We start from the raw sequence: 24,328 nt of genomic DNA, 5'->3' as shown, positions 1-24,328 counted from the left end.
TTCGCAAGACAGCATGGCCCTATTCTGTTACAATGAAGGACGACAACAATGCAGCGGAGGTTTCATAATTGGACTACATTATTCTAGACATCGAGTTTAACGGACGCAAATTCGCAAGCGATTTGCCGATGGAAGTGATTGAAATCGGAGCGGTCAGATTAAATGCGGCCTTGCAGCCCATTTCTGAATTCTCCGCTTTGGTCAAACCTGTTTATTTTGCCAAGCTTAACGAATTCATTAAGAAGAAAACCGGCATTCCGCAAGAAGGCATCGATGAGGCAGAAGGCTTCCCGGCCGTTATAAGCGACTTTATGAATTGGCTTGGCGCGAATGAGAACTTCCTGTTCGTCACTTGGGGCGGCGAAGATATGAAGCGGATCGTGTTCGATACGCGCATGCATAACCTGGACGATGCATATTGGCTTGCGGTTAATTACTTCGATTTGTTGAAAGGATATATCCGTTACAAGGATGTCACGAACGATGTGAGTGTCGAAACGGCCCTGAACGAGCTTGGACTTGGCGGTGAAGAGAACAATGCTCATCGCGCGTTGGAGGATGCACGGATGACGGCGGACATCTTCCGCGCTGTTTTTGAGCATATGGATTTCGAGCGGATTCAGCAGTTCAAGGACGTCTATTCCAACGCGAAGGAACGTAAAATCGTCAAGAACGCGATCCGCATTATCGCATCCCAGAAAGTGACGCCGACTTGGGCGATGATCGTAGAGCATGTGCTCAGCGGCAAGGTCACACTCGAGGATCCGCGTAAAGTTGCCGAGCTCGAAGCTTACTTCGACGCAGAAATGGCCAAAGGACCGCGCAAAATCCGCAGCAGCCCAACCAAATCGGAAGTAAGCGAGTCCGGCGAATCCGGCAGCAACAGCAGCGGCGAAACGACAACGGAAGTGTAACGGGAACATTAAAAAAGCTTGGTGCGCGCAATGCATGTCGGATGCGCTGCTCACCAAGCTTTTTCTTATAACTTACGATAATAATGGAAATACGCTTCGTCCTTCTCATAGCCATTGCGTTCATAAAGTCGCTGCGCCGCCTTATTATCAATAGCCGTGGACAATTCGATCCCTTTCGCCTCCGTCTGCTCACCGTACTGTTTCGCCGCATCGAGCAGCAGCTGGCCGGCGCCGACGCTTCGAAACGCCTCCGAGACGTATAAATCATTGAGTATCCACGACCGCTGCATGGAGATGGAGGAGAAAGTCGGGTACAGCTGCGTGAATCCGATCAATTGACCATTGCTCTTCGCGACGACTATTATGACCGATTGCCGATGAATAAAGCGCTCCTTCAGAAATTGCAGGGCACCTTCAAGATCTGCAGACTGGCCGTAAAATTGCCGGTATTGATCAAATAAGACAGCTAATTCCGGAAGGTCTTGCATCGTCGCTTGGTACGTTAGAATAGTACGTATCATGGCACATTCCCTTCATGCCCCGCAAGTCTGCGCTTACATCAAACTCGAAGCCGCAAGCGCCAGTTCCCTGGCTACCCGCTCCCAAATCACGTCGATCATGACCACAAGGTTAGAGCCTCGAACGGGATGAATGTAAGGCGCTTCTTTGCGGAAATAGTGTTGATGCCCCCCGATTAACGGAAGCGGAATAATATGTTTCGGAGCATATTTTACACGATTCCAGTACCATATGCCATACCGGTTTCGGCTAATGCCGCCCCAACTGCCCAGCCGCGTTATTAAATCGGCACACGCACCCTTCTCGTTTACCGCCACGACATAATGTACTTTACTGATGTAGTCCGTTGCAATCGGCATCTTGGGTGAACCTACCTGCACAACTCTCCAATCAGGAATCACGCCTTCTTTATGCAGCATAACTGCCGCTTGGTAAGCCGCAACGCCTCCTCCGCTATGCCCTATGAACAGCACGGGCTTGCCTGCGGATTGCGTGCGCACCTGTCCCGCGACGGCGCGAGCACCAAACTGTACGGCACGTCGAAACCGGTATAGATCCTTGCGTACTTTCATCAACTGCTGAAAGAAATTATGCGTGTGATCGCCATATGGGAATAATTCCCTGATGCTAGAAGCTTTGCCGGCTTCGGCATATCGCTGCTGCAGCTCCTTCACACATTCCGCAAAAATCGTACGACTCGAGCCTATGCCCGCCAATAAGTAGACATCCCAATCCAAGGTAACATCTGCTTGCATGCTGTTGTCACCGCCCTGTTGTGTTGGCCGATTAAGCTAGTACGACCGTCAGCACTTAGTATGCGGCGGTGAATACGTTGTCATTCACTGCTGCAAACGTTAAGATATTATATTCGAAACCTGCGCAGTCGTTTCTCATTTTCAAGCAATTGAAGCACATGACCGATGGCTACTTGACCATTAAAAAGAGTTATGCGGCAGTCATAGCATGCCAACATAACTCTTGTACCTATTAGCGTGTATTCAATTGTTTCCTCTGCGCCAGGAGCTGCTTATACTCCGCATCCAGTTCCGTATAACGGCTGTCGGTTGGCTTGAGCAAACTGAATTCGCCAAGAAGAAAGGCGATCCGATTCGCGATTACCATCTTCTCTTCCTCCAGCTGCTGCTTGGCAACTTGGTCATCGCTTTCCGCAGCCTTCATGCTTTGCGGCTTCTCTCGAAACGCCTCATAGCCGGATTCGATCCGCTTAATTCCGCCATCTTGGAAGACGAGCAGCTTCGTGCAAATCTTATCCATCAGATACCTGTCATGGGAAACTACAATCAGCGTGCCCCGATAGTCCGATAGCGCTGCTTCCAGCTGCTCTCGGCTGGTCAAGTCCAGATGATTGGTCGGTTCATCCAAAATCAGCAGATCCTGCTCGCGCATCATGAGCTGGGATAGCTTGATACGCGTTCGCTCCCCGAGACTTAACTGAGCGATCGGCTTCTGCAGCATGGATGCATCAAAGCCCATATTGGCCAGCATCGTCCGCGCTTTCCCGACATCGCTGCGAATTTCATGACTGTCTTGAAGCAGTTCCAGGACGGTGCGACGCTGATCCAGATCCGTTACATCCTGCGTTAAATAGGCGACCTTGGCTGTCGGACTAATCCACAGCTGTCCGGAATCGACTGTTTTCTGACCGAGCAGCATTTGAATGAGCGTCGTCTTACCGCTGCCGTTTGGTCCAAGCAAGCCGACTTTCTCTCCCCGCTGCAGATAGAAGGAGCTGTCTGCAAACAGCGATCTGCCGCCATACGATTTGGTGATCCGCTGCGCCTCCACGATCCGGCGTCCGCGTTTCTCCGGTTGGTCCCAGCCGAAGGACACCTTGGCTTCCTCTGCCGGCTTCTTAACGCCTTCCAGATCAATCTTCTCCAAACGGTGCAATCGCGACTTGATCTGCTTATCCATAGCTTTGGCCTTACTGCGATAAAACTCTTTCACGCCGGTGCGCATTTCAGCCATTTTCCCGACCTTGCCTGCTTCGCGATGCGCTTTATCGGACCAATTCTTTAGCCGATTGATTTCCGCTTCAATCTTCTGCTCGTACTTTTGCTGCTCTTCAAACTGATGCAACTGGCTTTGGAAGCGGCGTGCCTTCTCCTCCCGATAGAACGAATAATTACCGGGGAAGGACGTCGAAACGCCATCTTGCAGCTCGATTATCCGGTCAACGGTTTGATCCAGGAAATAACGGTCATGCGAGATGACGATCGTCGTCCCGCTGTAACGTCTCAGTTCTTGCACCAGCCAATCGACGCCGTCAAAATCCAAATGATTCGTCGGTTCATCGAGCAGCAGAATGTCCGGCTTCGAGGCCCAGATATGTGCAATGGCAAGCTTTGTTTTCTCGCCTCCGCTTAGTCCGGCAAGACGTTCGCCGTCCCATTCCTTCACCTTCTGCAAGCCAAGGTGGCTTGCCGTTTGCAGGAACTGCTCGGTTTCACGCGATTCCGCTGCGGGGTCCATCATTTGGCTGAAGGTACTAACCGTATACGAAGTCGATTGCAGCAGATACCCGATTCGCAGCTGATCCTTGTGGAACGTTAGCTTGCCTTCGTCAGGCTGGATGCTGCCGAAGATCATATTGGCCAACGTTGTTTTGCCTGCACCATTCATGCCGACCAAGCCGACCCGTTCTCGGCCTGCCAGATCGGCGTCTACCTTCACGAGCACATTCGTGTCGCCGAAGCTTTTCTTAATTCCGCGCAATGTTAATAATGTCATACCAATCACCACTTTTAGTTTAGTTGAACAACTGACATGGGCGATGATTGTCGAAGACAACAAAAAAACCGCAAGGCACGCCTGCGGCTTAGGATATACGGATATAGAGATAGCGTGAACATACCTAAAATAAACGCCAATGATTGGCATCCATTAAGGCAGCAGGAGTCTTCTCCTATAGACACACGTAACCTATTCCGCTCCGCGCACAGGCTGAGCTCATTTCTTATCGTCATTTTCGAAAATCATGATCGACAGAAAATTAGGTCCACATGATGTCTAATTGGATACCTCCTACAACGTTCAAGATACCCAATTATAGCATGATGATGTCGCGCTTGCACCCCTCTAATTTAAAAAACAAGTTTAGTTAGAGTATGCGGTGAAGTTGAAGCTCTCTGGTCCTACACGAATCGTACCAAGTGCAGAAGATTGTATGAATACGGAATACGCTTGATTCGCAATATTAGGCGCGTTGAAATCAGAGCCGGAGAACGCAAGCAGCTGCGGTCCGACGATGCTCAGATCAAGGTTTTGCGAAGCGGAAAACACGTTGATATCTGCTGATGTCAACCCTCTTGTAACGAAGATATTAATCGTTGTCAGAAGCGGAAGAAGCGGCAATTGAACTGCAGCTACGCCTGTAAATTCAACCCGTGTTTGTCCAGCAACACCTGCGGATAAATTGAGTGTTTGCTGAGCAATCAGGTTAGGCGTGTTGATTACCGTGATCGGAATAGCAATGGAGTTGGCGTAACTCGCATTTTGTGATGTTTTCGAATCTAGCAAAATTGTAGCCATAATACATCACCTCCTTTATGTATTCATATGTAAAATAGAAAGATAAAGATTGGACAGGTGGTCGTGTAATCCAAATAATTCCATAGAAAAAAGCTCCCGTCTATTGGCTAGACGTGAGCTTTCTTTACGATTAGCTTTTATTATTACGCCAATCCAGCTTGCTGTTATTTAGGAGATATTCGAAGTCGTTCTCTTGCCGTTTCTTCTCGGCCGCGCGCGCGTCTTCCTCCTGCTTGCGTAGGTCTGCCTTACGCTTTTCTTCCGCATCTTTTAAATCCTGAGCCGCGCCTTTAAGCTTATCAAGCACTTCCGGTCGCAATAGATCCTTCAGTGTCGCAGGCTTCTCCTCATTGGATTGCTTCAGCTGCTGCTGCGAGTGGGAAGCCGGTTTGTACTTCGATTTCTTAGCCATCGTGATCACCTACCTGCGATCATTATATCAAGTCAGGGCGCTTCGTTGCTAGTACCCTAGCTAGAGCAGCTTTACTAATAACGTTCCTCTAGCTTCATCGTCTTCCAGACGACCACCGACACAAGCCATGCAATGGCGAACAAGGCGACTAAGAAATAACCGAGGTCTCCCAGATCAAGCCTGCTAACCCATTGCAGGAACGGAGCTTGCAGGTTCAGCCTCTCCGTTAGAATTTGCAGCAGCTCCACCATGCCGATCAACAGCGCTGATATGACAGATACACTTGTGACGGTAACGTTATAAAACATTTTCCTAAGCGGTGTATTGAAGGCCCAGCGGTAAGCTTTGGTCATAAACATGCCATCTGCTGTATCCAAGAGACTCATGCCGGATGCGAATAAGAGCGGCAGAGCGAGAATACCGATGATGGACACGGAGCTCTGCGCCGCGCCTGCGGAAATCGCCATCAGCCCTACCTCTGTTGCGGTATCGAAGCCAAGGCCGAACAAGAATCCGAGCGGATACACATGCCAGCTGCGGCTAATGAGACGAAACAGCGGCTTAAACAGCCTGGAGAATAACCCTCGCGCTTCCAATAGCTCTTCCAGTTCATTCTGATTATGATTGCCGCTGCGCATACTGCGAAACAACTGAAACAAATTGATGAGCACGAGTAAATTGATGATACCGATTAACAGCAGAAAAATACCCGAAACCGATGTCCCGATCAGCTTGCCCGTATGCTGTAGGAAGGGCATTTCGTTCTGAATCCACTTCACCGAGAAGGCAATGGCAAGCACCATCAAGAATACGACCGACGAATGACCCAGTGAGAAATAGAAGCCTACTCCTAGCGGATTCCGTTTCTGTTGGACTAACTTTCGCACCGTGTTATCGATAGCAGCAATATGATCCACGTCGAACGCATGACGCATGCCGAGCGTATACGCTAACAATCCGAGGCTCCAGAATCCTGCATCCGAGCGTACCGCCACCATTAACCCAATGAAACCCATGAGATGAAGAGCCAAGACGACGATTACGTAGCCTGCCCAAGATTTGCGCTGTTTCCAAAGTTCATGCATCCGTCTTCCCTCCGTTTCACCATGTCAGATAATCTAACAAGAATATGTGAATTCATTATAAAAGGAACGCTTTGGAAAAGCCATACCCAAAAACGGATCCATAAAAAAGGAGTGCCCAAACTGTTGCCAGTCTGGTTCGCACTCCGATCCATGTCTCTCTTATTTATGCAATTTTGCTCCATTTAGAAGCTGTCTGCGTGTCCATTCATTGGAGACGACCGGGTCCTCATCTTCAGAAAGTCGGTCAAACAAACGTTTCCTCAGGTCTGCCACCACTTCTGCGTGTGCCGATTCCCCAATCACATTGATTAACTCGGCCGGATCGGACTGTAGATCATAGAGCTCATCCGTATCCGTTAAATTCCAAATGTATTTCCAGGTTTGCGTCCGGATCATGCGCTGCGTAAATAGGCCGAATTGCTGACCGTTATAAGACGCTACAATCTCATCACGCCAGTTCGCCCCCTGCTGCGCTAAGCTGCCATTCAACAGAGGTACGATCGATTGGCCATGAAACCTCACAGGCGGCTCATCGATAACTCCGGCAAGCTCCAACACTGTAGGGCCCATATCAAGTAAATTATAGACGAATGCATCGTTTGTTGCCCCAGATTGCAAGTGGCCAGGCCATGAAATCATCAGCGGTACACGCACCACATCATCATAGAGAATATAATGTTTATCCATCATCCGATGAGAGCCGCACATATCGCCATGATCTGCCGTGAATATAATGACCGTATTCTCCGCGGCTCCCATTTGTTCAAGCGACTCAAGAATCCGGCCAATCGCTTCATCAAGTTGGCTAATGATGCCGTAATAGCGGGCAACTACCGGTGCCCAGTCAGCCCACGTATAACTTTCTACTCCCCAGCTTATAAGCTGCTGCTGCTGAATATAAGGTTTGCCCTGGAACGATTCTCGAAATCCTTGCCACTCCGGAATCTGATTCGGATCATACATATCAGCAAACCTTCCGGCTGGGCGGCATGGGAGATGCGGCTCTGCGAAGTGGACCGCCACATGCCATGGCTCCTCACCGGCGTTCAGCTGATCGATCGCTTCGATGGTTCGATCCGCGAACCAATGTGTTTCCGAATCCGCAAGCGGAATCGGATTGGTCTCACCGAAATAGCCATTCGTATAGGTTAGCTCCGGGTAACGATCCTTCCGAAATTCTCTATACTCTGTTTCACTCACATAGGAGTCATAGCCGAACGCTGTTGGATCCTCGCTTGGATTGACACCCCATTTGCCAAGGAAGGCAGAGCGATAACCTTGCTGCGCAAGTGCCGCGCTCCAAGAATACTGCTCCGGCTGCAAGCTGCCAACCGGCAGAAACGCATTATAATTCCACAGAGCGCCGATTGTTTCGGCCCTTCTGCCATGCAGCATCGACTGTCTGGCAGGACTGCAAACCGGTATATGCGAGTAGGCATGGTGAAACACGGTGCTTTGCGCCGCAAGCCGATCCAGATTCGGCGTTTGGACGGGATAGACGCGGCTGTAGCCGACACAATCATAACGCAATTGGTCGGCTGTAATTAGCAATATATTAGGAGGGCGCTGTACCATTACGGTTGTTGTCTCCTCTCGTTTAGCCGCTTACACGGTATTGGCTCGGCGAACAGCCTACATGTCTGAGGAACAACCGGTTGAAGAAGGATTGATCTTCATAGCCAACCATCGTAGCAATGACAATGACCTTCTCGTCGGATTCCATAAGCAAATGTTTGGCACGTTCAATCCGCACCTCATGCAGCGCTTCGAAAACGCTGCGATTGTATTCCTCTTGCATCAACCGATTTAGCTGCCTGATGCTGGAGCTAAACAAATAAGATAACGATTGGAGCGTAATCTTCTTCTCATAGTTACGTTCGAGATAGCCGTAAATGCGCTTCGCCGTCATTTCACGTTCCATCTGACGCGGTGAAGGATGTGCGCGCTGCTGCTGCATCAGCGTGTAATAACGAGAGAGCAGGACGAGCAGCTCGATGAGCTGCAGCCGAATTAGCGTGGTGTGGCCGATTGAGCGTCCATTCATCTCTCTGAGCATATTTTCGAGCAGCATCAGCACATGAGCCGCATCCTGCCCATGCAAATTAAGGCGGTGATTGAACCGGACATCTTCCTTCAGGAAGGGATGCACATAGAAATAATCCATCGATCCGGTGATCTCCAGCTCGGCAAGCAAGGCATCCGGGATGAAGGAGGGCATAAACAAGCAGTTGATAATTTCCATCTGCTCGCCTTTTTCTACTTCGTAAGCATGGGTTTCACCGGGATTGATAATAAACACGTCTCCGGCATGAACGGCATAATGGGTGCCTTCGAAGACATGCATCCCCTTCCCCCGAACGACATACACAAGCTCGACGAATTCATGCCCATGCTCGCGAATAGAGCCTTGAACCGTGCGTGTAATCCAGAAAGGAAATTCGATTTTCATAAATCCGGTACTGCTCAAGATATCCTTCATACACGCCCACCTTCACCAATAAGTCTGACTTGCCCATCCGGTTATTTACTGTGTGAATGTTTATTGGCTGCTTCATCAAACTTAGCGCGGTCGGGATTGCTCTTCCACTCATCCCAAGTCATTCCCGCTCCCGCCAAGATCTGTTCGATCCGTCTGCGGAATGGCAGACCTCTCTCTTCAAGCTGCACGACCATCGGGTCTTGCCGCCCGTGAAGCTTTCGTTGAACCCATTCTTCCAGCTCTAGCTCGAACGCTTCAGCCAGCGCCGGCTCTGAATCCGCCAGATTCTTTTTCTCCTCGGGATCCACGGATAAATCATATAATTCACGCGGCGGCCTTGTAAAAGGTCCGGCATCATAGGTTCGGATAAACTTGTAACGATCCGTCCTAATCCCTCTGGCTGCCTGCCACGCACATTCGCTTAAGAAGACCGTTTCATGCGTCCCTTCAGACGCACCGTCGATCGTTTGCCACAAGCTTCTGCCGTCCAGTCCTGCAGGGTCATTCAGCTTCGACAGATCGATTCCGCTTGGTGCTTCCTTGCGAATCGCTTCGAGCAAGGTTGGAAGCAGATCGACCTGCTGCACAAGACCTGACGCGCGTCTTCCTTCCGGCATACGTCCCGGCCATCTAATAATGACGGGTACATGAACGGTCGGCTCATATAAGCCGCAATGATCCCAATAAATATCATGTTCGGTCAAGCTCTCGCCATGATCGCCGAACAGGACGAGCAGCGTGTCTTCTTGAATACCTAGCTTCGCCAAATGATCGTCCAGTTCCTTCAAGCGATCGTCCAAATAACGGATTTCCGCGTCATAGAGCGCATCATAATAATCGCTGTCTGTCACTTCACCGACGAGATCATAATGATGGTGCTTGAAAAACGGGTAGGCCGAATGATTATAGGCAGGCTCCATGCTTTTGTTACGCGGATCAAACGGATCCTTTGCCGAATCATAAAATTCCGGAATATAGGACTCAGGCGGCAAATACGGTGTATGGGCATCCCAATAATGCAGAAATAAGAAGAACGATTCATCCTTATGCTGATCGATCCATGGCAAAGCCAGTTTGTTCACGGTGCTGCCATCAATCCAGCGGTTGCCGCCAACGCTGTTGATATAGTAGTTGTAGCCGCGTGCGAACCATTCCTTCAGCTGATACATATTATCGACGGCCGCCGTCGTAAACCCGGCTGAGCGCAATATATTGGGCAGCCACTCCACTGATTTCGGGAGCTGCGTCAAATCGGAGCCGTGCGAGACGGCACCTGTAGTCAGCCCGATTTTGCCGGTAAAGACGCCTGTATGGGCAACCTCTGTCGGAATATCGGCTGCATAAGCCTGCTCGAAGAGTACGCCGTCACGAGCGATTTGATCTATATGGGGACTTGTTCGCTTCGTATAGCCATAGCTGCTTAAACGAGAGGCCCGAAGCGTATCCAGCGAGATTAGAATAATTTTCATAGCCCACTTAGTCCTTTCTGGTGGTCTTTGTACATCGTCGACGCGTTTACATCGATCCAAGCCAGAACCTGATCCACGTTTTGCTCCGGCGTCGAAGTGGAGGTGCACAGCGTAATCGCGGGATTATCCGGTTCCTCATAAGGATCGGATACGCCGGTGAACCGTGTGATTTCCCCGGATCTCGCTTTGGCGTACAACCCTTTCACATCGCGCATTTCGCACACATGGAGCGGGCATTTCACGTAAATTTCCACAAATGTTGGAATTTGCTCTTTCGCGTACTCTCGCATGGCTTTGTAAGGGCTGATGGCTGAGACCAGCACATCAACCCCGTTACGGGAGAGCAAATTCGCGATGTAGGAGATTCTTCGAATGTTCTCGAAACGATCCTCCATACTAAAGCCAAGCCCTTTGCAAACAGTAGCTCGCAGCTCGTCGCCATCAAGCAGCTCTACCCGTCTTCCACGCTCCAGCAGCTTCTTCTCAACGGCTTTGGCTGTCGTCGTTTTTCCTGCTCCGGATAGTCCGGTAAACCAAAGTACCGAGCCATAACCGTTCTTCATGTTTGTTTCCCTCCGTATCTCCTGCAGCATCCCTAAGAAAGGACTGTAACCGGAGCTCCTCCAAGCTGATGCGACTTAATGGCCGCTTCAATGACTTCTTGGGCTGCAAGCGCGTCTGCTCCTGATGCCGTAATCTGTTCAGGCGTTGCGCCTGATTTCAATTCTTCAATAAAACAATTGATGCGCTGATCAAACGTATCGTCGAAGCCTTTCATGCCGCCAAACAGCGGATTCCGAACGACTGTCAGCTCATCGGATTCATGCGGATAATACGTCATACTTTCATATACGTTATCTACGACGATCCGGCCTTCATTCCCTGCTACCTCGCAATATTCAATCGGATGCCGCATCGACATATCGTAGCTGCCCGTCAAATGTCCGACAGCACCGGATTCGAATTCCATGTTAATCGATACGGTTGACCACGATTGACGTCCCGGAGCTTTGGTCATAAAGGATTGCACGCGCTTGATGTCCCCTGCGAAATAGCGCATGACATCGATGGAATGCGGATGCAGCGCACGCATATGCAGCCATTCCGTATCCTCCTGCGGATTGCGGATCGTAAGCCGCATATTCAGGAAGAGCAAGGAGCCGAGCTTGCCGGAAGTGACAAGCTCCTTGGCTTTATAGGCAGCAGGCGTAAACCGGTGATTCAGGTTGCAAGCAAGCCGAACGCCTTTCTCTCTTGCAGCGGCCACCATCGCGCGCGCCTCATCGATGTTGTTCGAGATAGGCTTCTCGACGAAGACACTCTTGCCCGCCTCGATTGCAATCATCGTCGGAGCGAAGTGGTGGCTGCCCTTCTCTACGCCGGCCGTTGCCACAACGACAACATCCACGTCTTCTTTCTGAAGCAGCTCACGTAAATCCGTATAGTATGGAACGCCATGCAGCTTTCCCGCCGCTTCGGCACGATCTTGCATGAGATCGCATACCGCTGTCAGCTCCGTATCCGGGTGCCGCTTGTAAGCGTGGCAGTGGATTTTGCCAATATGGTTAACGCCTACGACAGCTACCTTAATCATTGCTCTCAACCGTTTCTTTGGCTGCTTCTTGTTCCTTTTCCTTCTGCTGCAGTTTGCGTGCATTGTTGATCGACCCGATATAGAGCGAGTCGTATGCTTCCTGCGAGGAAGTGAAAATCTTGTTCTGTCCGTGCCAGTTGGTGTTCGTGTAGATTGGATTGGTCCGGTTAACTTGTTCTTCGCGTTTAGCGATGTATTCGTTCATCCGCTGCTGCAGGAAGGCAACAACTTCCGGCTCTTGATCCGCTACGTTCTCATTCTCTTGGGGATCGCGAATCAAATTGTACAGCTCGATTTCCGGTTTGTGATGGAAATCGGGTTCGAGCGAGCAGATTAGCTTCCACTCCGGCGTACGCCAGCCGTGTTTGCGCATCCATGTGCACTCTGTGATATAGAGCTCGGTTTTCTCCAAACTGCTATCGGCTTCCCCTTTGATGAAGGCATTCAAGCTGCGTCCGTCATAAGGCGTATTCGTTTCAATTTGGAGCAAGTCGAGAACCGTAGGCATAATGTCGGAGATGACGCTGACGCTCGATACTCTTTTGCCGGCGGGCACGCGTCCCGGAAACTTGATGATAAGCGGTACAACCAGCGTGCAGTCATATAGACCATGGTGATCAAAATAACAATCATGCTCATACAGCGTTTCGCCATGATCGGAGGTAATGACGATCAGCGTATCTTCCTCGATGCCCATATCGGTCAGTTTCGTGAATAACGTTTGGATGGCAATGTCCATATAAGCAATAGAACCATCGTACTGGGCGGTTACATATTCATGGTCGGTTACGTCTTCCCCGATCCAAGATTTCAAATAATCGCCGAATGGTTTGAAATCATATACCGGCTCCATCGAAGTATTGGACGGGTCTTTCTCGTCTTTGCCATAGAACATCCGCTCGAACGGCTGAGGAGGCAAATACGGCGAATGCGGATCCATATGACGCAGGAACAGGAAGAACGGTTTATCTTCCGCCGCTAGGCGTTCCAGCTCCGGAATCGCAACATCGTTGAGGTTCTCTGCCTTCGGGGCACGACCGCTCTCCTCGTCCGGAAGCCAAGACTCGTAATTCAGGTAGTTCTGGAAGCCGCGCGCCGATGGATTGCCGGTAAATCCGATGCAAGTCGTATTGTAACCGTTCGCCTCCAGCACTTCTGCCAACGTGTCCACATGTCCGCCAAGCGGGCCTTCATGGCGAAGCGCGACAACGTCTGTTCCGAACACGTCCATCCCTGTCAGCATGGAAGCGTAAGCAGGCGTAGTCGGAATGCTCGGGCTAAAATGCTGCTCGAACAGCACGCCTTGCGAAGCAAGCTTATCAATGTATGGCGTCGTTAGACGGGAATAGCCATAACCGCTCATATGGTCGCGGCGCAAGCTGTCGATACCGAAGAATAGAATATTAGGTTTTTTTGCAGACATGGCAGTTGCCTCCTAAGCGAAATTGTTTGGCAGGACGAGCAATAATGTGACTGTATAAACGTACAACCGTACCGTCTAACGAGCGTTTAATTTCTTGAAGACAGCATTCAGATAACCATAGGACTCAGCGGCAACAGCAGTAACTTGTTCAATGGTATGTGTCGGCTGCGCGCCGATAACTTCCAGCACTACCGGGCCGTCATAAGCTCCGGCTACCAGTGCCTCACAGTATCCAAACAGATCGATTTCACCGCGTCCGCATGCTTGCAGCTCGATTGAACCCGGTCCTTGCTCGCGGCCTTTGCAGTCGCGGATGTGAATATGCTTCACGCGGCTGATTACGGCAGGAAGTGCTTCTTCCGCATTCTCGCCGGAACGGTGAATGTGGCTTGGATCCATATCGATACCGAATGAAGAAGACGGGATTTGTTCCATCGCCGCAAGTGTAGTCGGCGTGTTGTAGATCGAGCTGCCGACATGTGCTTTCACGCAAAGCGTAACCCCGTAAGTACCGGCGATCTCTGACAAGCGGCTCAGCGTCGCGATCGATGCAGCCAAATCCTCGTCTACGCCGGATTTACCGCCGGGTCCGACATTAATAATCGGAATTCCGATGGCTTGCGCCGCTTCGAAAGCAAGCAGCAGGCGCTCTTCGTTCAGCGAAGCGACCTCCATCGAGAGGAATTTCAAGCCATTCTCTTGCACGATCGCTTGCAGCTCATCCTTCTGTTCCTGCCAGCGGCTGAGATCCAGATGTTCGCACATGCCTTGGATCGCGGAGATTTCCACGCCGTCGTACCCGCATTGCGCAATCAATTTGGCTGCTTGAGCGAAATCATAAGATTTGAATAGTACCGAGTTCACGCCAATTTGTATCATTGTTATATCCTCCTCAAGGATCGAAATAGTGTTGGTTTTATTTCAAGAACAGCGGATCGCCGTGAAGCGGCGGAAGCGGATGCGGTCTAACCATTTCTCCCCCACGCTCGAACGACTCGATAACGGCGAAGGTATATTCCAATACAGCAAGCGCATCGCGGCCATTAGCGCGCAGCTCCTCGAATGGCACCTTGTTCGATACGTCTTCCAAGAAAGCATGCAGCCTGTGATTAAACGTCGTATTGAAGTCGTTGGTGCCATAGTCCGTCACTACCGGCTCCGGCTGAACGCTGATTGCCGGAATGCCTTTCTCGGCTTTCCAGTACGAGATTTTCTCCACGCAGTTCTCAATACAGAACGTTCCTTTCGTTCCGGCCATCTCCAGACTCCACCAGCCGCCAAGGCCGTACACTGCATCGCCGCGCTGGCTGAGCAAGTAACCGACACCGCCGTTGGCAAATTTCAGATGAATGCTGTTGATCGAGGCCATGACATCGCCTGCGCTTCTGCGGAAGCCGGGACGATCCGAGAACGTTTGAATATGCGTGATATCCCCGCAGAAATGTCTCATTACGCTAAGTGGATGCGTAAGAAACGCCTTCATATGGAAGTACGGGTGACCTTTGACTTTGCCGGATCCTGCAGGACCATAATTAGCCTCTCCACCGTTAAAGCCCATCTTCGCCAAGCAGTACACAAGCTCGCCGATTTCGCCGTTCTCGATATATTGCTTGCCTTTCGCGGCCGGTTCGGTGAAATAATGGTTCAGGTTGCAGCCGAGGTAAACCTTCTGCTTCTCTGCGTAGGCAACGAGCTCGCGCGCCTCGCGAATATCATGGCACAGCGGTTTCTCAACCAGCACATGCTTCCCGTAGCTGATGGCTTCCATCGCAGGCTCGAAATGCCAGCTTCCGTTGTCGATTCCGCCTGTCGTGACATCGATGACTTCGATATCCGGCTCGTTCTCGATCATGTCCTTCAAGCAGTAGTAAGCTTTCACCCCATACTTCTCTGCTGCGGCATCCGCACGTTCCTTGATGATGTCGCATACCGCTACGAGGTCAGCGAGCTCATCTTCTTTGTGGCATGCCGCGTGTAAATTTCCGATTCCGTTCATCCCTACGATTCCGATTTTAACCGCCATGTTTGAGTCCTCCTGAAATAGTTTTATAGGTATTGGTGTGTCTATTAAACGTTCTCGATCTTCGGATCGCTAAGCTGTACACGGCGGCCTTCTTCGCTAGAAACGTACGAAGCAAGCACCATTCGCAATGAGGTGCGTCCTTCTTCGGCCGTCGCAATCGGCGCACGTTCGCCCCGAAGGAATTCAGCCAGCGGCTTCGCAAGTCCTCGGATACGAATGCCATGGTTCGCTGGCGTCGCGATGTCGCTAGCGGTCCAAACGCCTGTCGCTGCCGTATATTTCATAAGCCCTGCGCCATCGTCAGGACGAGGAACATTGCAGCTGGTGGCGTCCCCGTAATTCTGAACGATCGTGCCAAGCTCCCCGATAATTTCTGTCGTATTCTGAGCCGAAGTACAAGTAAATGAGCAGCTAACCTCAGCAATCGGACCGTCCGCATAACGATACACGGCAATTCCGTTATCCATGGGGATACGCGGGTTATACATGGAACGAATTTCGGCCGTTACACTATCCGGCGCACCGAGCAGCCAGTGAATAAAATCAGTCGGATGCGCGGAATCATCTGCCCAAATATCGCGGTTCGCTGCCGGATCGACATGCCAGCTGTTGGCAAAATCAGCATCGAGACCAACCGGCAAACCGTGTCGACGTCGGACCATAAAGATTTGACCAAGCTCTCCGCTCTCCAGCCATTCCTTCATCTGGATATTTTGAGGATCCGTTCTCATCTGCCAAGCCAGCGTAAACGGAACTTGATGCTCCTGCACGGCCGCCACGATTCGATCTGCTTCCGCCAGGGTAAGCGCCATCGGCTTCTGCAAGATAATCGCCTTGCCATGAGCAGCGGCGAGCTCTGCCAATTCGGCATGACGCGATGTCTCGGAAGCAATCACTACCGCTTGAATGTCGCTTCGTTCGACTACATGGACCGCATCCGCATACCCTTGCAGGTCATACGTCGTGCACGCGGTCTCCAGCCGCTGCGCATCATGATCCCAAGCAGCAAGCACCTTCACGCCATAATCAGCCGTCTTCCATTCGTCACAATAAGCATTGACATGCCCATGGGCAAATCCGAGGATTCCAACTCCAATCATTGGGTTCATACCTCTCCTTCACTTGTTTTCTGACCATGTAAACGATTACTTCCCTCATCATAATCAACCTATAGCATGGAATCATGGTCGATCTGGACAATAACTATTGCGATCAGGACATAAATGATAGCGATGGAGAAGATAAGAATCGGTGGAGCACGGTTTGGGCAACCTATGACCGCCTCCCTCAAGGCAACTACATATCGTCGAGGAGGATGAGTATTGTCCAGAAATAAGAACAAAACGCTGCAAGGCAAAATGAACGCCATGCAGACGGAATCCAGACAAGCCGAGAATGATGTTGCCGGTTCAACGGATCGGAACCGCAACCAGAAAGGCAATGTACCGAACAGCCCATCCACGGGTTAAAGGTAAAACGGCGTAATGGCCAACAAAAAAACAGCGGAGCTGCAAGCATGCTTGCAGCTCCGCTGTTTTTTTATTTAAAGCATCTAAATCGCCAACCACTGCATGATCGGAACCAGACATGCCCCGATTACGATCGCCGGAAGCAAGTTCGCGACTCTGATACGCATGACATTCAAGATATTAATGCCGATACCCATAATTAAAATACCGCCGATGGATGTAATTTCCAGAATGATTGCATCCAGAACTTGATCGCCCATCCATGACGTGATCGCCGAAGCGAACAGCGTCAGTGCCCCTTCGTACAACAAGATCGGTATCGCCGAGAATAACACGCCTACTCCCAGGGTCGACGCGAAGAGCAGCGCCAGAAAACCATCCAGGATCGATTTTGTAAATAGGATGTTATGATTATCGTGCAAGCCGCTCTCCAGCGAACCAAGCACCGCCATAGCCCCGATACAGAATACGAGCGTCGTTGTGACGAATCCTTCCGCAATGTTGCTTGGTTTGTTGCGGGCTACGACGGTTTGCAGCTGCTCTCCAAGCTTCTGCAGTTTCCCTTCAATGTTCAAGAGCTCCCCCAGAACGCCGCCGATCGCCAAGCTGAATGCCACAAGGACAAAGTTGTCCGACTTTAATGCCATTCCAATCCCCAGCACCAGCACCAGCATGCCCATCGCGGCCATAACCGTTTTCTTCATCTCATCCTTGACGCGAGGCAATACAATGCCAAGCACACCTCCGCCAATGATCGCTGCCGCGTTTACGACCGCTCCTGTCAATACCACGTTATTTTCCCCTTTATCTCTCACTTCCCTTCTATCGTACCATCTTTGCTTCTCGCTGGCATCGATTGTCGCCGTTAAACAGGCCTTACCCCTGACCTTCGTCCCTTCAGCCACGTTAAAATAAGGAGCACGATAGGCACAATGACGACAGGCAAGATAATCGTAAATGGCAAAATATTGACGTCATAGGATAGTAAATCCGTCGGCAGCAGGAAGCTTTTGATTGCGATAGCGAGGTATAAGGCTCCTACCGGTACAATGAAGGGTTTCGTATTTTTGAGCTCAAACACTTTGCCTAATAATTTTACAAATACATATTGGACAATGATGATCTCGAATAACGTGAATATGGTCCAAATGCCGATGATCAGAATCTCAATCCGTTCGATGTATTCTCCGAATTTAACTAGCTGAATCGACGAGAAGAAGGGGAACGATGACGACTGGAACATCCCTATTCCTAAACAGCCGAATGCAAGAAACGTTGACGTTAACAGATATAGGCAAGAGAACATGACGCTTACGCTGCAGCTTAACAATACCTTCTTCGGATTTTTCACGTCAGAAAACAAAAACGCCATCACGCCTGATTTTCCAAAAGGAAATCCGAATGAAATCATGGTGCCGTATACATACATGTTAAACGGATGTTGAAACTGAGGAAGAAAAGGATTGTATTCCACATCCCGATAGATGAATATACAGATCACTATTATCGAGATGATGAAGAACGGCAGAATGACAAGTACGCTTCGGACGATCGTGCCGATACCAAGCGAAACGGCATAGATCGTCACGATAAATACAATGAGCATAATCAAATTAGGCGAGGTATTGGGCAGGATTGCACTGGTATAAAACAGCGCTATGGATCGAACCGACAATACGCCAAGTCCGACTAAGTCGATCATAAAAATCGTAAGAAGCAGCTTCCCAACCCATTTCCCTAATAGGATGATGATAATATCGCTTAAGTTGAGGAGAGGAAATTGTTTTTGGATATGGGAGGTTATAACCAACGTCAGAATCACGGCAACCGTAGCTAATATATTCGAAATCCATACATCCTGGGTAAGACATTTCGCTTCGAGCAAATATAAAGTCGAGAATCCCGACATAAACGCGAAACACAGGCATCCCAGCTGGAAACTCGTTATTTTTTCCTGCTTCACGTTCAATCGACTCCCAACTGAATATTCAACGCGTTTCTTACATACACCGATATAGGTTTATACAAAAACGTATTAAGCGATTCCGAGGTTGGCATCCAATCCTCAATCACCGGAATGAAATAACAGGCAATAAACAGGCTAAAGAGCAACAGCACGATGGCTTCTTTTCTTTGCTTTTGCTTCCAAAGCTTTACGTATGTCGCAATCGCGTAAACGAAGAAAAGCATGAAGATGGTAAAGATCAGCATATCATGCTCCTCCTAGAACTTGGCTCATGCCGAGATTCGGGATGCTGGCGCTGACAGTAATCGTTACGGGCAATGTGGGATACACTTCCGTCCAATTCTGTCTCGTTCTCTTCCATACCTTCGGGTGGTACTGCCTAAGGAAATCGGAGAAGCCAAGAACGTCAACCTTCATTTCACGCTGAAAGTGAGTTAAGCTTACCGCAAGCTGCTGCTGAACGGCCTTCTCTGCCGCATCTTCCAGCTGCTCCAGCGCACGGTTAGCCGTTAATTGAATGGGACCGCTCGTATCGATTAATGTACCTTTTAATTTCACGTCAATTATTAATGCCGGCATTCCGTTGATGGACTTGTAGTGGGTTTTACTATTTATAATCTTCATCATCAGCGAAACTTTCTCTGATTTAAATGGCACAGATTGCACGAATTCCAGGTATCTCCATTTCTTCTTCCCCATAAGCATATGAACGCTCAGCACATCATCGGCACTCATCCAACCTACGAGCTTCCCCTTATTGAAGACGGAGCCTCCGCTCAGAATCATGACCTCACGATCACTGTTGATCGGCTTCGAAATATTCAATTTCCCAATAACAAAGCCGCGATACGGATCTGTGTAATAATTGACGATGTCCTTTAGTTCAATGTTGATGCTTTTGCCCCACAGATGCTCGTTCCTAACCTTGCCCTCAATTTCATTCGTGATCAGATCACCGGATTCCGACTTCAAATGAAGAATATCCGATGCTCTTCCTTTGCTGATCGCCAAATAACCGGACATCCGAATTTCGCGGGACCGATTGAAATAATCGATAATTTCATAGAACTTATGCCTCGCTGCGCTTTCCCCCACGATGAAAAATTTGTCGTGCTGCCAGATCAATTGTTTTCCGGCACGGCTTCTTATATTCCGCGCCGCATCGAGAATCGAATCGCCGGATGAACTTGCGATCCACTCTAACGTCTTTTCCGGCATATCCTTGCTGGCCGAGGGGGTGTAATTGCAATACAACGTAATAATGAATTTCTTGGATTGCTCATCGTAATCAACCCCTGTAATCGTAACAAGCGCGATGCTGTTTATTTCTCTTACATCAGGAGAGCATCCCGCAAGAAGAAACAAGGGAATGAACCCCAGCAAGAGAAGCTTAATGATCCTCATGTTCCCGAACCTGCCCTTCCATGGATGCATATGAGGTGTCATTCTTGGACTGTCTTCGGTGCTTAATCGGGAGCAGCACATAATGCTCGGTTACGTCCTTCCAGCGATGTGAATTAAACATAGGCAAATACAATTTCCCGAAAGAGCGCAGCGAACATAAATGCAGGACAATTGCAAACATCCCAAGAGCCAGGCCGAGTACACCTGTCCAGGCAGCAATGAATATCAGCGGAAAACGCAGCAAACGCAGTGTAATCGCCGTATTGAAGGACGGAATCGTAAATGAAGCAATACCAGTCATCGCGACGACAATGACCATCGGTCTCGAGATAATGCCTGATTGAACAGCTGCTTCTCCAATAATGAGCGCACCTACGATGCTTACAGATTGTCCAACCGTACGAGGCAGCCTAATGCTTGCTTCTCTAAGAATCTCGAAAGCTACCTCCATGATAAGCGCCTCCAGAAAAGTCGGGAACGGAATGCCTGCTTTGGTGGACAGGAACGTGAGCATTAGAGGAGTCGGAATCATCTCAAGATGGAAGGTCGTTAGCGCTATGTATAAGGAAGGTCCGCAGAGCGAAATAAGCAATGTAAGCATGCGTAATAGGCGTAGAAAATTGGCAAAATAAAACTTTTCGTAGAGATCCTCGCTGGGGTGCAAAAAATCGGTAAAGGTGGAAGGAGCAATAAGCGCATTCGGGCTTCCGTCCGTGAAAATAATCACCTTGCCAAGATTTAATGCGGTGACGACACGGTCCGGCCTCTCCGTATTCATGATCTGGGGAAACGGAGAATACGGACTGTCTTGAATCCATTCTTCAATTTGAGCACTGTCCACAACGATATTCAGCTTGACGGACTCTATTCTCTCTTCAACCTCGCGAAGAACGGAAGCATCCACTTGATCATCGAGATAAACGATCATGACTTTCGTTTGGCTTTCACGTCCGAGAACAAAGATTTTGGATTTCAGTTTGGTGGTCTTCATTCTGCGATAAACCAAGCCCATATTGACTTTCAAGTCTTCTGTGAATCCTTCGCGCGGTCCCCGCACATTGATTTCCGTTGTCGGTTGGTCAACTGCCCGCGTTTCATACCCGGGTATCCCAATCCCATAACACACCGTTAACCCTTCGATGAAAATGACAATTCCGGCATCCGAGATCATCTCGGCGGCCATGTCCATAACGTTAATTTCGGTGTCGATACCAAGTGAGCGAATCGATCCGAGAATCGTCTCGGCCGTAGGGTTCTCTTGGGCTTGAATATCCTCATTGATCTTTCTTACGAACTGCTTGTTCAAGGTTTGCTGGTTGACAATCACACTTAAATAAGCAACGGAAGCCAGTCGTTTTCCTTGTTTCGAATCGAAGTGCTGGAAGTGAAAGTAGTTGTTATCCACATACATTTGCTCCAAATTGCTCATGTTCCGTGCAACGGAAGGATCGATTATCATTTCTGTTCTCCAGGGCCATCAATAGAATAGGAACAAAGAAAGTATTCGCCCGAAGACCCAAAATTATGCAAAATGGTGCTTAAAGCGGCCGTACCCTTCCTCCTCCAATTCAGCAGCCGGAATAAAACGTAACGAAGCGGAATTGATTCGATATTGAGGAGGTTTACTGCCGTCTTGGACTAAGTGTCCCAGATGCGATTTGGATATTCGGCCGCGCAGCGCCGTTCGCGCCTGACCGTTGCTTAGATCGGATTCTTTCCGGATCCAGCCTTCCTCAATCGGCTTCGAGAACGTCGGCCACCCTGTTCCCGCATCGTACTTGTCCTTAGAGCTGAACATAGGATCGCCGTTAATGATGTCAACATATAAGCCCTCACGTTCGTTATTCCAAAATTCGTTCCGGAAGGCGGGCTCCGTCTCCCCATTCTGCGTAACGCTGTATTGCGGCTCCGTTAACTGCTGACGCAGCCGCTCCTTATCTTTCTTCGTGTGCCAGCTTCGTTCGGCGAATTCAACACGACCACTGTAATCATGATACATATTGTAAGATCTGCGGTGCGTATTGTAATAATCCTGATGTTCGTCCTCTGCAGGAAAGAATTGCGCTGCGGGCACGATCTCGGTCACAATCGGCTTCTTGAACCGTTTGCTCTTCTGCAGCGCTTGCTTGGAGGCTTCCGCTTTCTTGCGCTGCTCCTCGTTGTGTACGAATATCGCGGTTCGGTAAGACGAACCGCGGTCGCCGAATTGCCCGCCGCGATCCGTTGGATCGATCAACTGCCAATAGATGTCCAGCAGCCGCTCGTAGGGAAACAACTCCGGCTGAAATGTAATTTGGACGGCTTCTGCATGGCCTGTCGTTTCCGTACCGACCTCTTGGTAGGTCGGATTTTCAGTGTGGCCGCCGGTATAGCCGGAAATGACAGATTCAATCCCCGGAAGTGTATCGAACGGCTGAACCATACACCAGAAGCAGCCGCCTGCAAAGGTTGCGATCTCTTTATTCGGTTGAGCATGTTCCATTATGTAAACACCACCACTATTCATAGGATTGTTTCATTATTATCGAACATCTGAAGGATATGCACCAGCAGCTGCATAACTCTAACGAAAACGACTGCTTCCCGGCAGAATACCGAGAAGCAGTCGTTTTCGTTGTCGCCTTTTTTAGAAACTTACTTCTACTCTTCTTTATTATCCTTCTGCCGCTTGTTGTAAATAATAATGAAAATTATGAATAAGATGACCGGAATCATAATAGCCACGGGGATAAGAAGAATTGGTGTCATAATTTGCTCCTTTAAGTTTGAAAAAATATTAGGTACAGCATGGCCATTATCTCTCTTTCCGACGCTGAAATCAAATGAATTAATGCCACTAAATAAAGAAGAACCGATGGATTTGGCGATCCATTCGGTTCATTGTCGAATTACGATTGGGCTGTCTTAGCTGAGAACGCAGTAGTTTCTTCCAGTGGATACATCCACTTGGAAATCAACGTCTGCAGGATGATGATCATTCCTCCAATGCACCAGTAGAGCGGCATCGCAGCCGGTGCGGAGAATGAGAATATCCCCATCATGACCGGGGAAAGATATACAATCCAGCCCATCCCTTTGGCTGCATTCATCTGAGGTGCCGCGCTCTTGGCAATCAAAGCTTGGGCCAAGTACACACCGGCAGCCAAGAACGGCAAGATAAGATCCGGTTTCCCTAGCTGGAACCATAGAAACGTATGATGGGCAAGCTCAGGGTTAGACCGTATGGCATAATACATGCCGGACAGAATCGGAATTTGAAGCAGCATCGGAAGGCAGCCTATGTTCAGAGGGTTGTACCCGTGCTTGCTGTAGACTGCCATCGTTTCTTCCGTTTGCTTACGCTGTTTATCGGCATCCGTATTGTTTACGTATTTCTGTTTTATCGCATCGAGCTCAGGCTGCATGGCCGTCATCTTGCGTCTCATCTTCTGCTGCTGCTTATATTGATTAATCATGAACGGCATTAACGCCAGCCGTACGATGACTGTGATGGCGATTACGGCAAGTCCGAAGCTGCCTCCGAACCATCCTGCAAAATGGTCGATCATCCAAGAAAACGGCGAAACAAAGTATTGATGAAAAAAGCTAACTTGCGCGTACATATTTAACATGATTAACAATCCTCCCTGTTGTTGTTATGCTGCAGCAATCAACAGGGTCGTGCACGGGGAAGAATCATCGTCAGGCGCTTCTTTGCGTTTCGTATGCCGTGTTAACCGCTGTCGCCGCGTTAGAATAACACCGGGTGTTTTCTTCAGCAAGGATAACGGCATATCCGCTTCACGGATTCTCGTCCACCTCGCATCATCAGCGGCTGTCGGAATCCAAACGAAACATAAGTAAGCCAATGAAACCAGTGTACAAATAGACATCGCATATAGAAGCGCATCATAAGGCTCGAACAATGATATCCCCCCTCTCCGTTCCATTCGTATTTGTATAGTCTAATCGATTTCGACGCCAAACGGAATCGGTCGAGAGACGGATGAAAATCGAAAAACGTGCAACCCTAAGTAGAA

General features: G+C 49.5%; 25 protein-coding genes. 2 read left to right on the top strand and 23 right to left on the bottom strand.

All coding sequences use genetic code 11. The features are described 5' to 3' along the window. Positions 1 to 68: 68 nt before the first annotated feature. Positions 69 to 914 carry a 3'-5' exonuclease gene (locus tag I8J30_RS15515; RefSeq protein ID WP_210659145.1) on the top strand — a complete coding sequence of 282 codons (846 nt, stop codon included), beginning with the start codon at positions 69 to 71 and terminating at the stop codon, positions 912 to 914. 65 nt (positions 915 to 979) lie between these two features. Here the strand turns inward: I8J30_RS15515 and I8J30_RS15510 are convergent, their stop codons facing one another. From I8J30_RS15510 to I8J30_RS15440, 15 genes are all read right to left on the bottom strand, one after another. Further along, positions 980 to 1,435 carry a GNAT family N-acetyltransferase gene (locus tag I8J30_RS15510; RefSeq protein ID WP_240548089.1) on the bottom strand — a complete coding sequence of 152 codons (456 nt, stop codon included), beginning with the start codon at positions 1,433 to 1,435 and terminating at the stop codon, positions 980 to 982. A gap of 33 nt (positions 1,436 to 1,468) precedes the next feature. Then, positions 1,469 to 2,188: an alpha/beta hydrolase family protein gene (locus I8J30_RS15505; protein WP_210659143.1), complete on the bottom strand. Its 720-nt coding sequence runs from the start codon at positions 2,186 to 2,188 to the stop codon at positions 1,469 to 1,471. Between the two features lie 232 nt (positions 2,189 to 2,420). Further along, on the bottom strand, positions 2,421 to 4,184 hold the full coding sequence (gene abc-f / locus I8J30_RS15500) for a ribosomal protection-like ABC-F family protein (protein ID WP_210659141.1): 1,764 nt from the start codon (positions 4,182 to 4,184) through the stop codon (positions 2,421 to 2,423). A gap of 366 nt (positions 4,185 to 4,550) precedes the next feature. Then, positions 4,551 to 4,985 (bottom strand): hypothetical protein, encoded by a 435-nt coding sequence (locus I8J30_RS15495; RefSeq protein WP_210659139.1) that lies wholly within the window; start codon positions 4,983 to 4,985, stop codon positions 4,551 to 4,553. 130 nt (positions 4,986 to 5,115) lie between these two features. Next, entirely contained in the window at positions 5,116 to 5,397 is a 282-nt protein-coding gene (locus tag I8J30_RS15490; protein WP_210659137.1) for a YqkE family protein, read from the bottom strand. 74 nt (positions 5,398 to 5,471) lie between these two features. Continuing rightward, a complete protein-coding gene (locus I8J30_RS15485; RefSeq protein WP_210659135.1) occupies positions 5,472 to 6,482 on the bottom strand; it encodes a HoxN/HupN/NixA family nickel/cobalt transporter in 1,011 nt (336 codons plus the stop codon). Between the two features lie 159 nt (positions 6,483 to 6,641). Next, positions 6,642 to 8,057: a sulfatase family protein gene (locus I8J30_RS15480; protein WP_210659133.1), complete on the bottom strand. Its 1,416-nt coding sequence runs from the start codon at positions 8,055 to 8,057 to the stop codon at positions 6,642 to 6,644. Between the two features lie 22 nt (positions 8,058 to 8,079). Further along, positions 8,080 to 8,961, bottom strand: coding sequence for an AraC family transcriptional regulator (locus I8J30_RS15475; protein WP_210659132.1), 882 nt, complete (start codon positions 8,959 to 8,961; stop codon positions 8,080 to 8,082). Between the two features lie 41 nt (positions 8,962 to 9,002). Next, positions 9,003 to 10,430 carry a sulfatase family protein gene (locus I8J30_RS15470; RefSeq protein ID WP_210659130.1) on the bottom strand — a complete coding sequence of 476 codons (1,428 nt, stop codon included), beginning with the start codon at positions 10,428 to 10,430 and terminating at the stop codon, positions 9,003 to 9,005. Further along, positions 10,427 to 10,993, bottom strand: a complete 567-nt coding sequence (cysC, locus tag I8J30_RS15465) for an adenylyl-sulfate kinase (protein WP_091217044.1) — start codon at positions 10,991 to 10,993, stop codon at positions 10,427 to 10,429. Before cysC ends, I8J30_RS15470 begins: the two co-directional genes overlap by 4 nt. A 32-nt stretch (positions 10,994 to 11,025) precedes the next feature. Then, positions 11,026 to 12,024 carry a Gfo/Idh/MocA family protein gene (locus tag I8J30_RS15460; protein ID WP_210659128.1) on the bottom strand — a complete coding sequence of 333 codons (999 nt, stop codon included), beginning with the start codon at positions 12,022 to 12,024 and terminating at the stop codon, positions 11,026 to 11,028. Further along, positions 12,017 to 13,447 (bottom strand): sulfatase family protein, encoded by a 1,431-nt coding sequence (locus tag I8J30_RS15455; protein WP_210659126.1) that lies wholly within the window; start codon positions 13,445 to 13,447, stop codon positions 12,017 to 12,019. The genes I8J30_RS15460 and I8J30_RS15455 overlap by 8 nt, the downstream gene beginning before the upstream one ends. Before the next feature lie 75 nt (positions 13,448 to 13,522). Beyond that, positions 13,523 to 14,326 (bottom strand): sugar phosphate isomerase/epimerase family protein, encoded by an 804-nt coding sequence (locus tag I8J30_RS15450; RefSeq protein WP_210659124.1) that lies wholly within the window; start codon positions 14,324 to 14,326, stop codon positions 13,523 to 13,525. 37 nt (positions 14,327 to 14,363) lie between these two features. Continuing rightward, positions 14,364 to 15,470 (bottom strand): Gfo/Idh/MocA family protein, encoded by a 1,107-nt coding sequence (locus I8J30_RS15445; protein WP_210659122.1) that lies wholly within the window; start codon positions 15,468 to 15,470, stop codon positions 14,364 to 14,366. Positions 15,471 to 15,514: 44 nt separating this feature from the next. Then, positions 15,515 to 16,570 (bottom strand): Gfo/Idh/MocA family protein, encoded by a 1,056-nt coding sequence (locus tag I8J30_RS15440; RefSeq protein WP_210659120.1) that lies wholly within the window; start codon positions 16,568 to 16,570, stop codon positions 15,515 to 15,517. A 222-nt stretch (positions 16,571 to 16,792) separates the two neighbouring features. Here I8J30_RS15440 and I8J30_RS15435 point away from each other — a divergent pair, with 222 nt between their 5' ends. Continuing rightward, positions 16,793 to 16,939, top strand: coding sequence for a hypothetical protein (locus I8J30_RS15435; RefSeq protein ID WP_210659118.1), 147 nt, complete (start codon positions 16,793 to 16,795; stop codon positions 16,937 to 16,939). Between the two features lie 83 nt (positions 16,940 to 17,022). Here I8J30_RS15435 and I8J30_RS15430 read toward each other — a convergent pair whose 3' ends face one another. The 8 genes from I8J30_RS15430 to I8J30_RS15395 form a co-directional block, all read right to left on the bottom strand. Further along, the gene (locus I8J30_RS15430) at positions 17,023 to 17,730 is read right to left on the bottom strand and encodes a DUF554 domain-containing protein (RefSeq protein WP_210659116.1); all 708 of its coding nucleotides are present in this window, start codon (positions 17,728 to 17,730) and stop codon (positions 17,023 to 17,025) included. Between the two features lie 74 nt (positions 17,731 to 17,804). Next, on the bottom strand, positions 17,805 to 18,902 hold the full coding sequence (locus tag I8J30_RS15425; RefSeq protein WP_210659114.1) for a GerAB/ArcD/ProY family transporter: 1,098 nt from the start codon (positions 18,900 to 18,902) through the stop codon (positions 17,805 to 17,807). A gap of 2 nt (positions 18,903 to 18,904) precedes the next feature. After that, entirely contained in the window at positions 18,905 to 19,150 is a 246-nt protein-coding gene (locus tag I8J30_RS15420; protein WP_210659112.1) for a hypothetical protein, read from the bottom strand. Position 19,151: 1 nt separating this feature from the next. Then, on the bottom strand, positions 19,152 to 20,309 hold the full coding sequence (locus I8J30_RS15415; protein WP_210659110.1) for a Ger(x)C family spore germination protein: 1,158 nt from the start codon (positions 20,307 to 20,309) through the stop codon (positions 19,152 to 19,154). After that, positions 20,296 to 21,768, bottom strand: a complete 1,473-nt coding sequence (locus I8J30_RS15410) for a spore germination protein (protein ID WP_210659108.1) — start codon at positions 21,766 to 21,768, stop codon at positions 20,296 to 20,298. Before I8J30_RS15410 ends, I8J30_RS15415 begins: the two co-directional genes overlap by 14 nt. Positions 21,769 to 21,831: 63 nt before the next feature. Beyond that, the gene (msrA, locus tag I8J30_RS15405) at positions 21,832 to 22,791 is read right to left on the bottom strand and encodes a peptide-methionine (S)-S-oxide reductase MsrA (RefSeq protein WP_210659106.1); all 960 of its coding nucleotides are present in this window, start codon (positions 22,789 to 22,791) and stop codon (positions 21,832 to 21,834) included. Positions 22,792 to 23,197: 406 nt separating this feature from the next. Continuing rightward, the gene (gene yidC / locus I8J30_RS15400; RefSeq protein ID WP_210659104.1) at positions 23,198 to 23,920 is read right to left on the bottom strand and encodes a membrane protein insertase YidC; all 723 of its coding nucleotides are present in this window, start codon (positions 23,918 to 23,920) and stop codon (positions 23,198 to 23,200) included. 24 nt (positions 23,921 to 23,944) lie between these two features. After that, a complete protein-coding gene (locus I8J30_RS15395; protein ID WP_210659102.1) occupies positions 23,945 to 24,214 on the bottom strand; it encodes a hypothetical protein in 270 nt (89 codons plus the stop codon). Positions 24,215 to 24,328: the final 114 nt, after the last annotated feature.

The sequence above is a fragment of the Paenibacillus lignilyticus genome (assembly GCF_017942085.1).
Taxonomy (GTDB): Bacteria; Bacillota; Bacilli; order Paenibacillales; family Paenibacillaceae; genus Paenibacillus_Z; species Paenibacillus_Z lignilyticus.
This window is presented reverse-complemented; position numbering and strand designations above follow the sequence as displayed.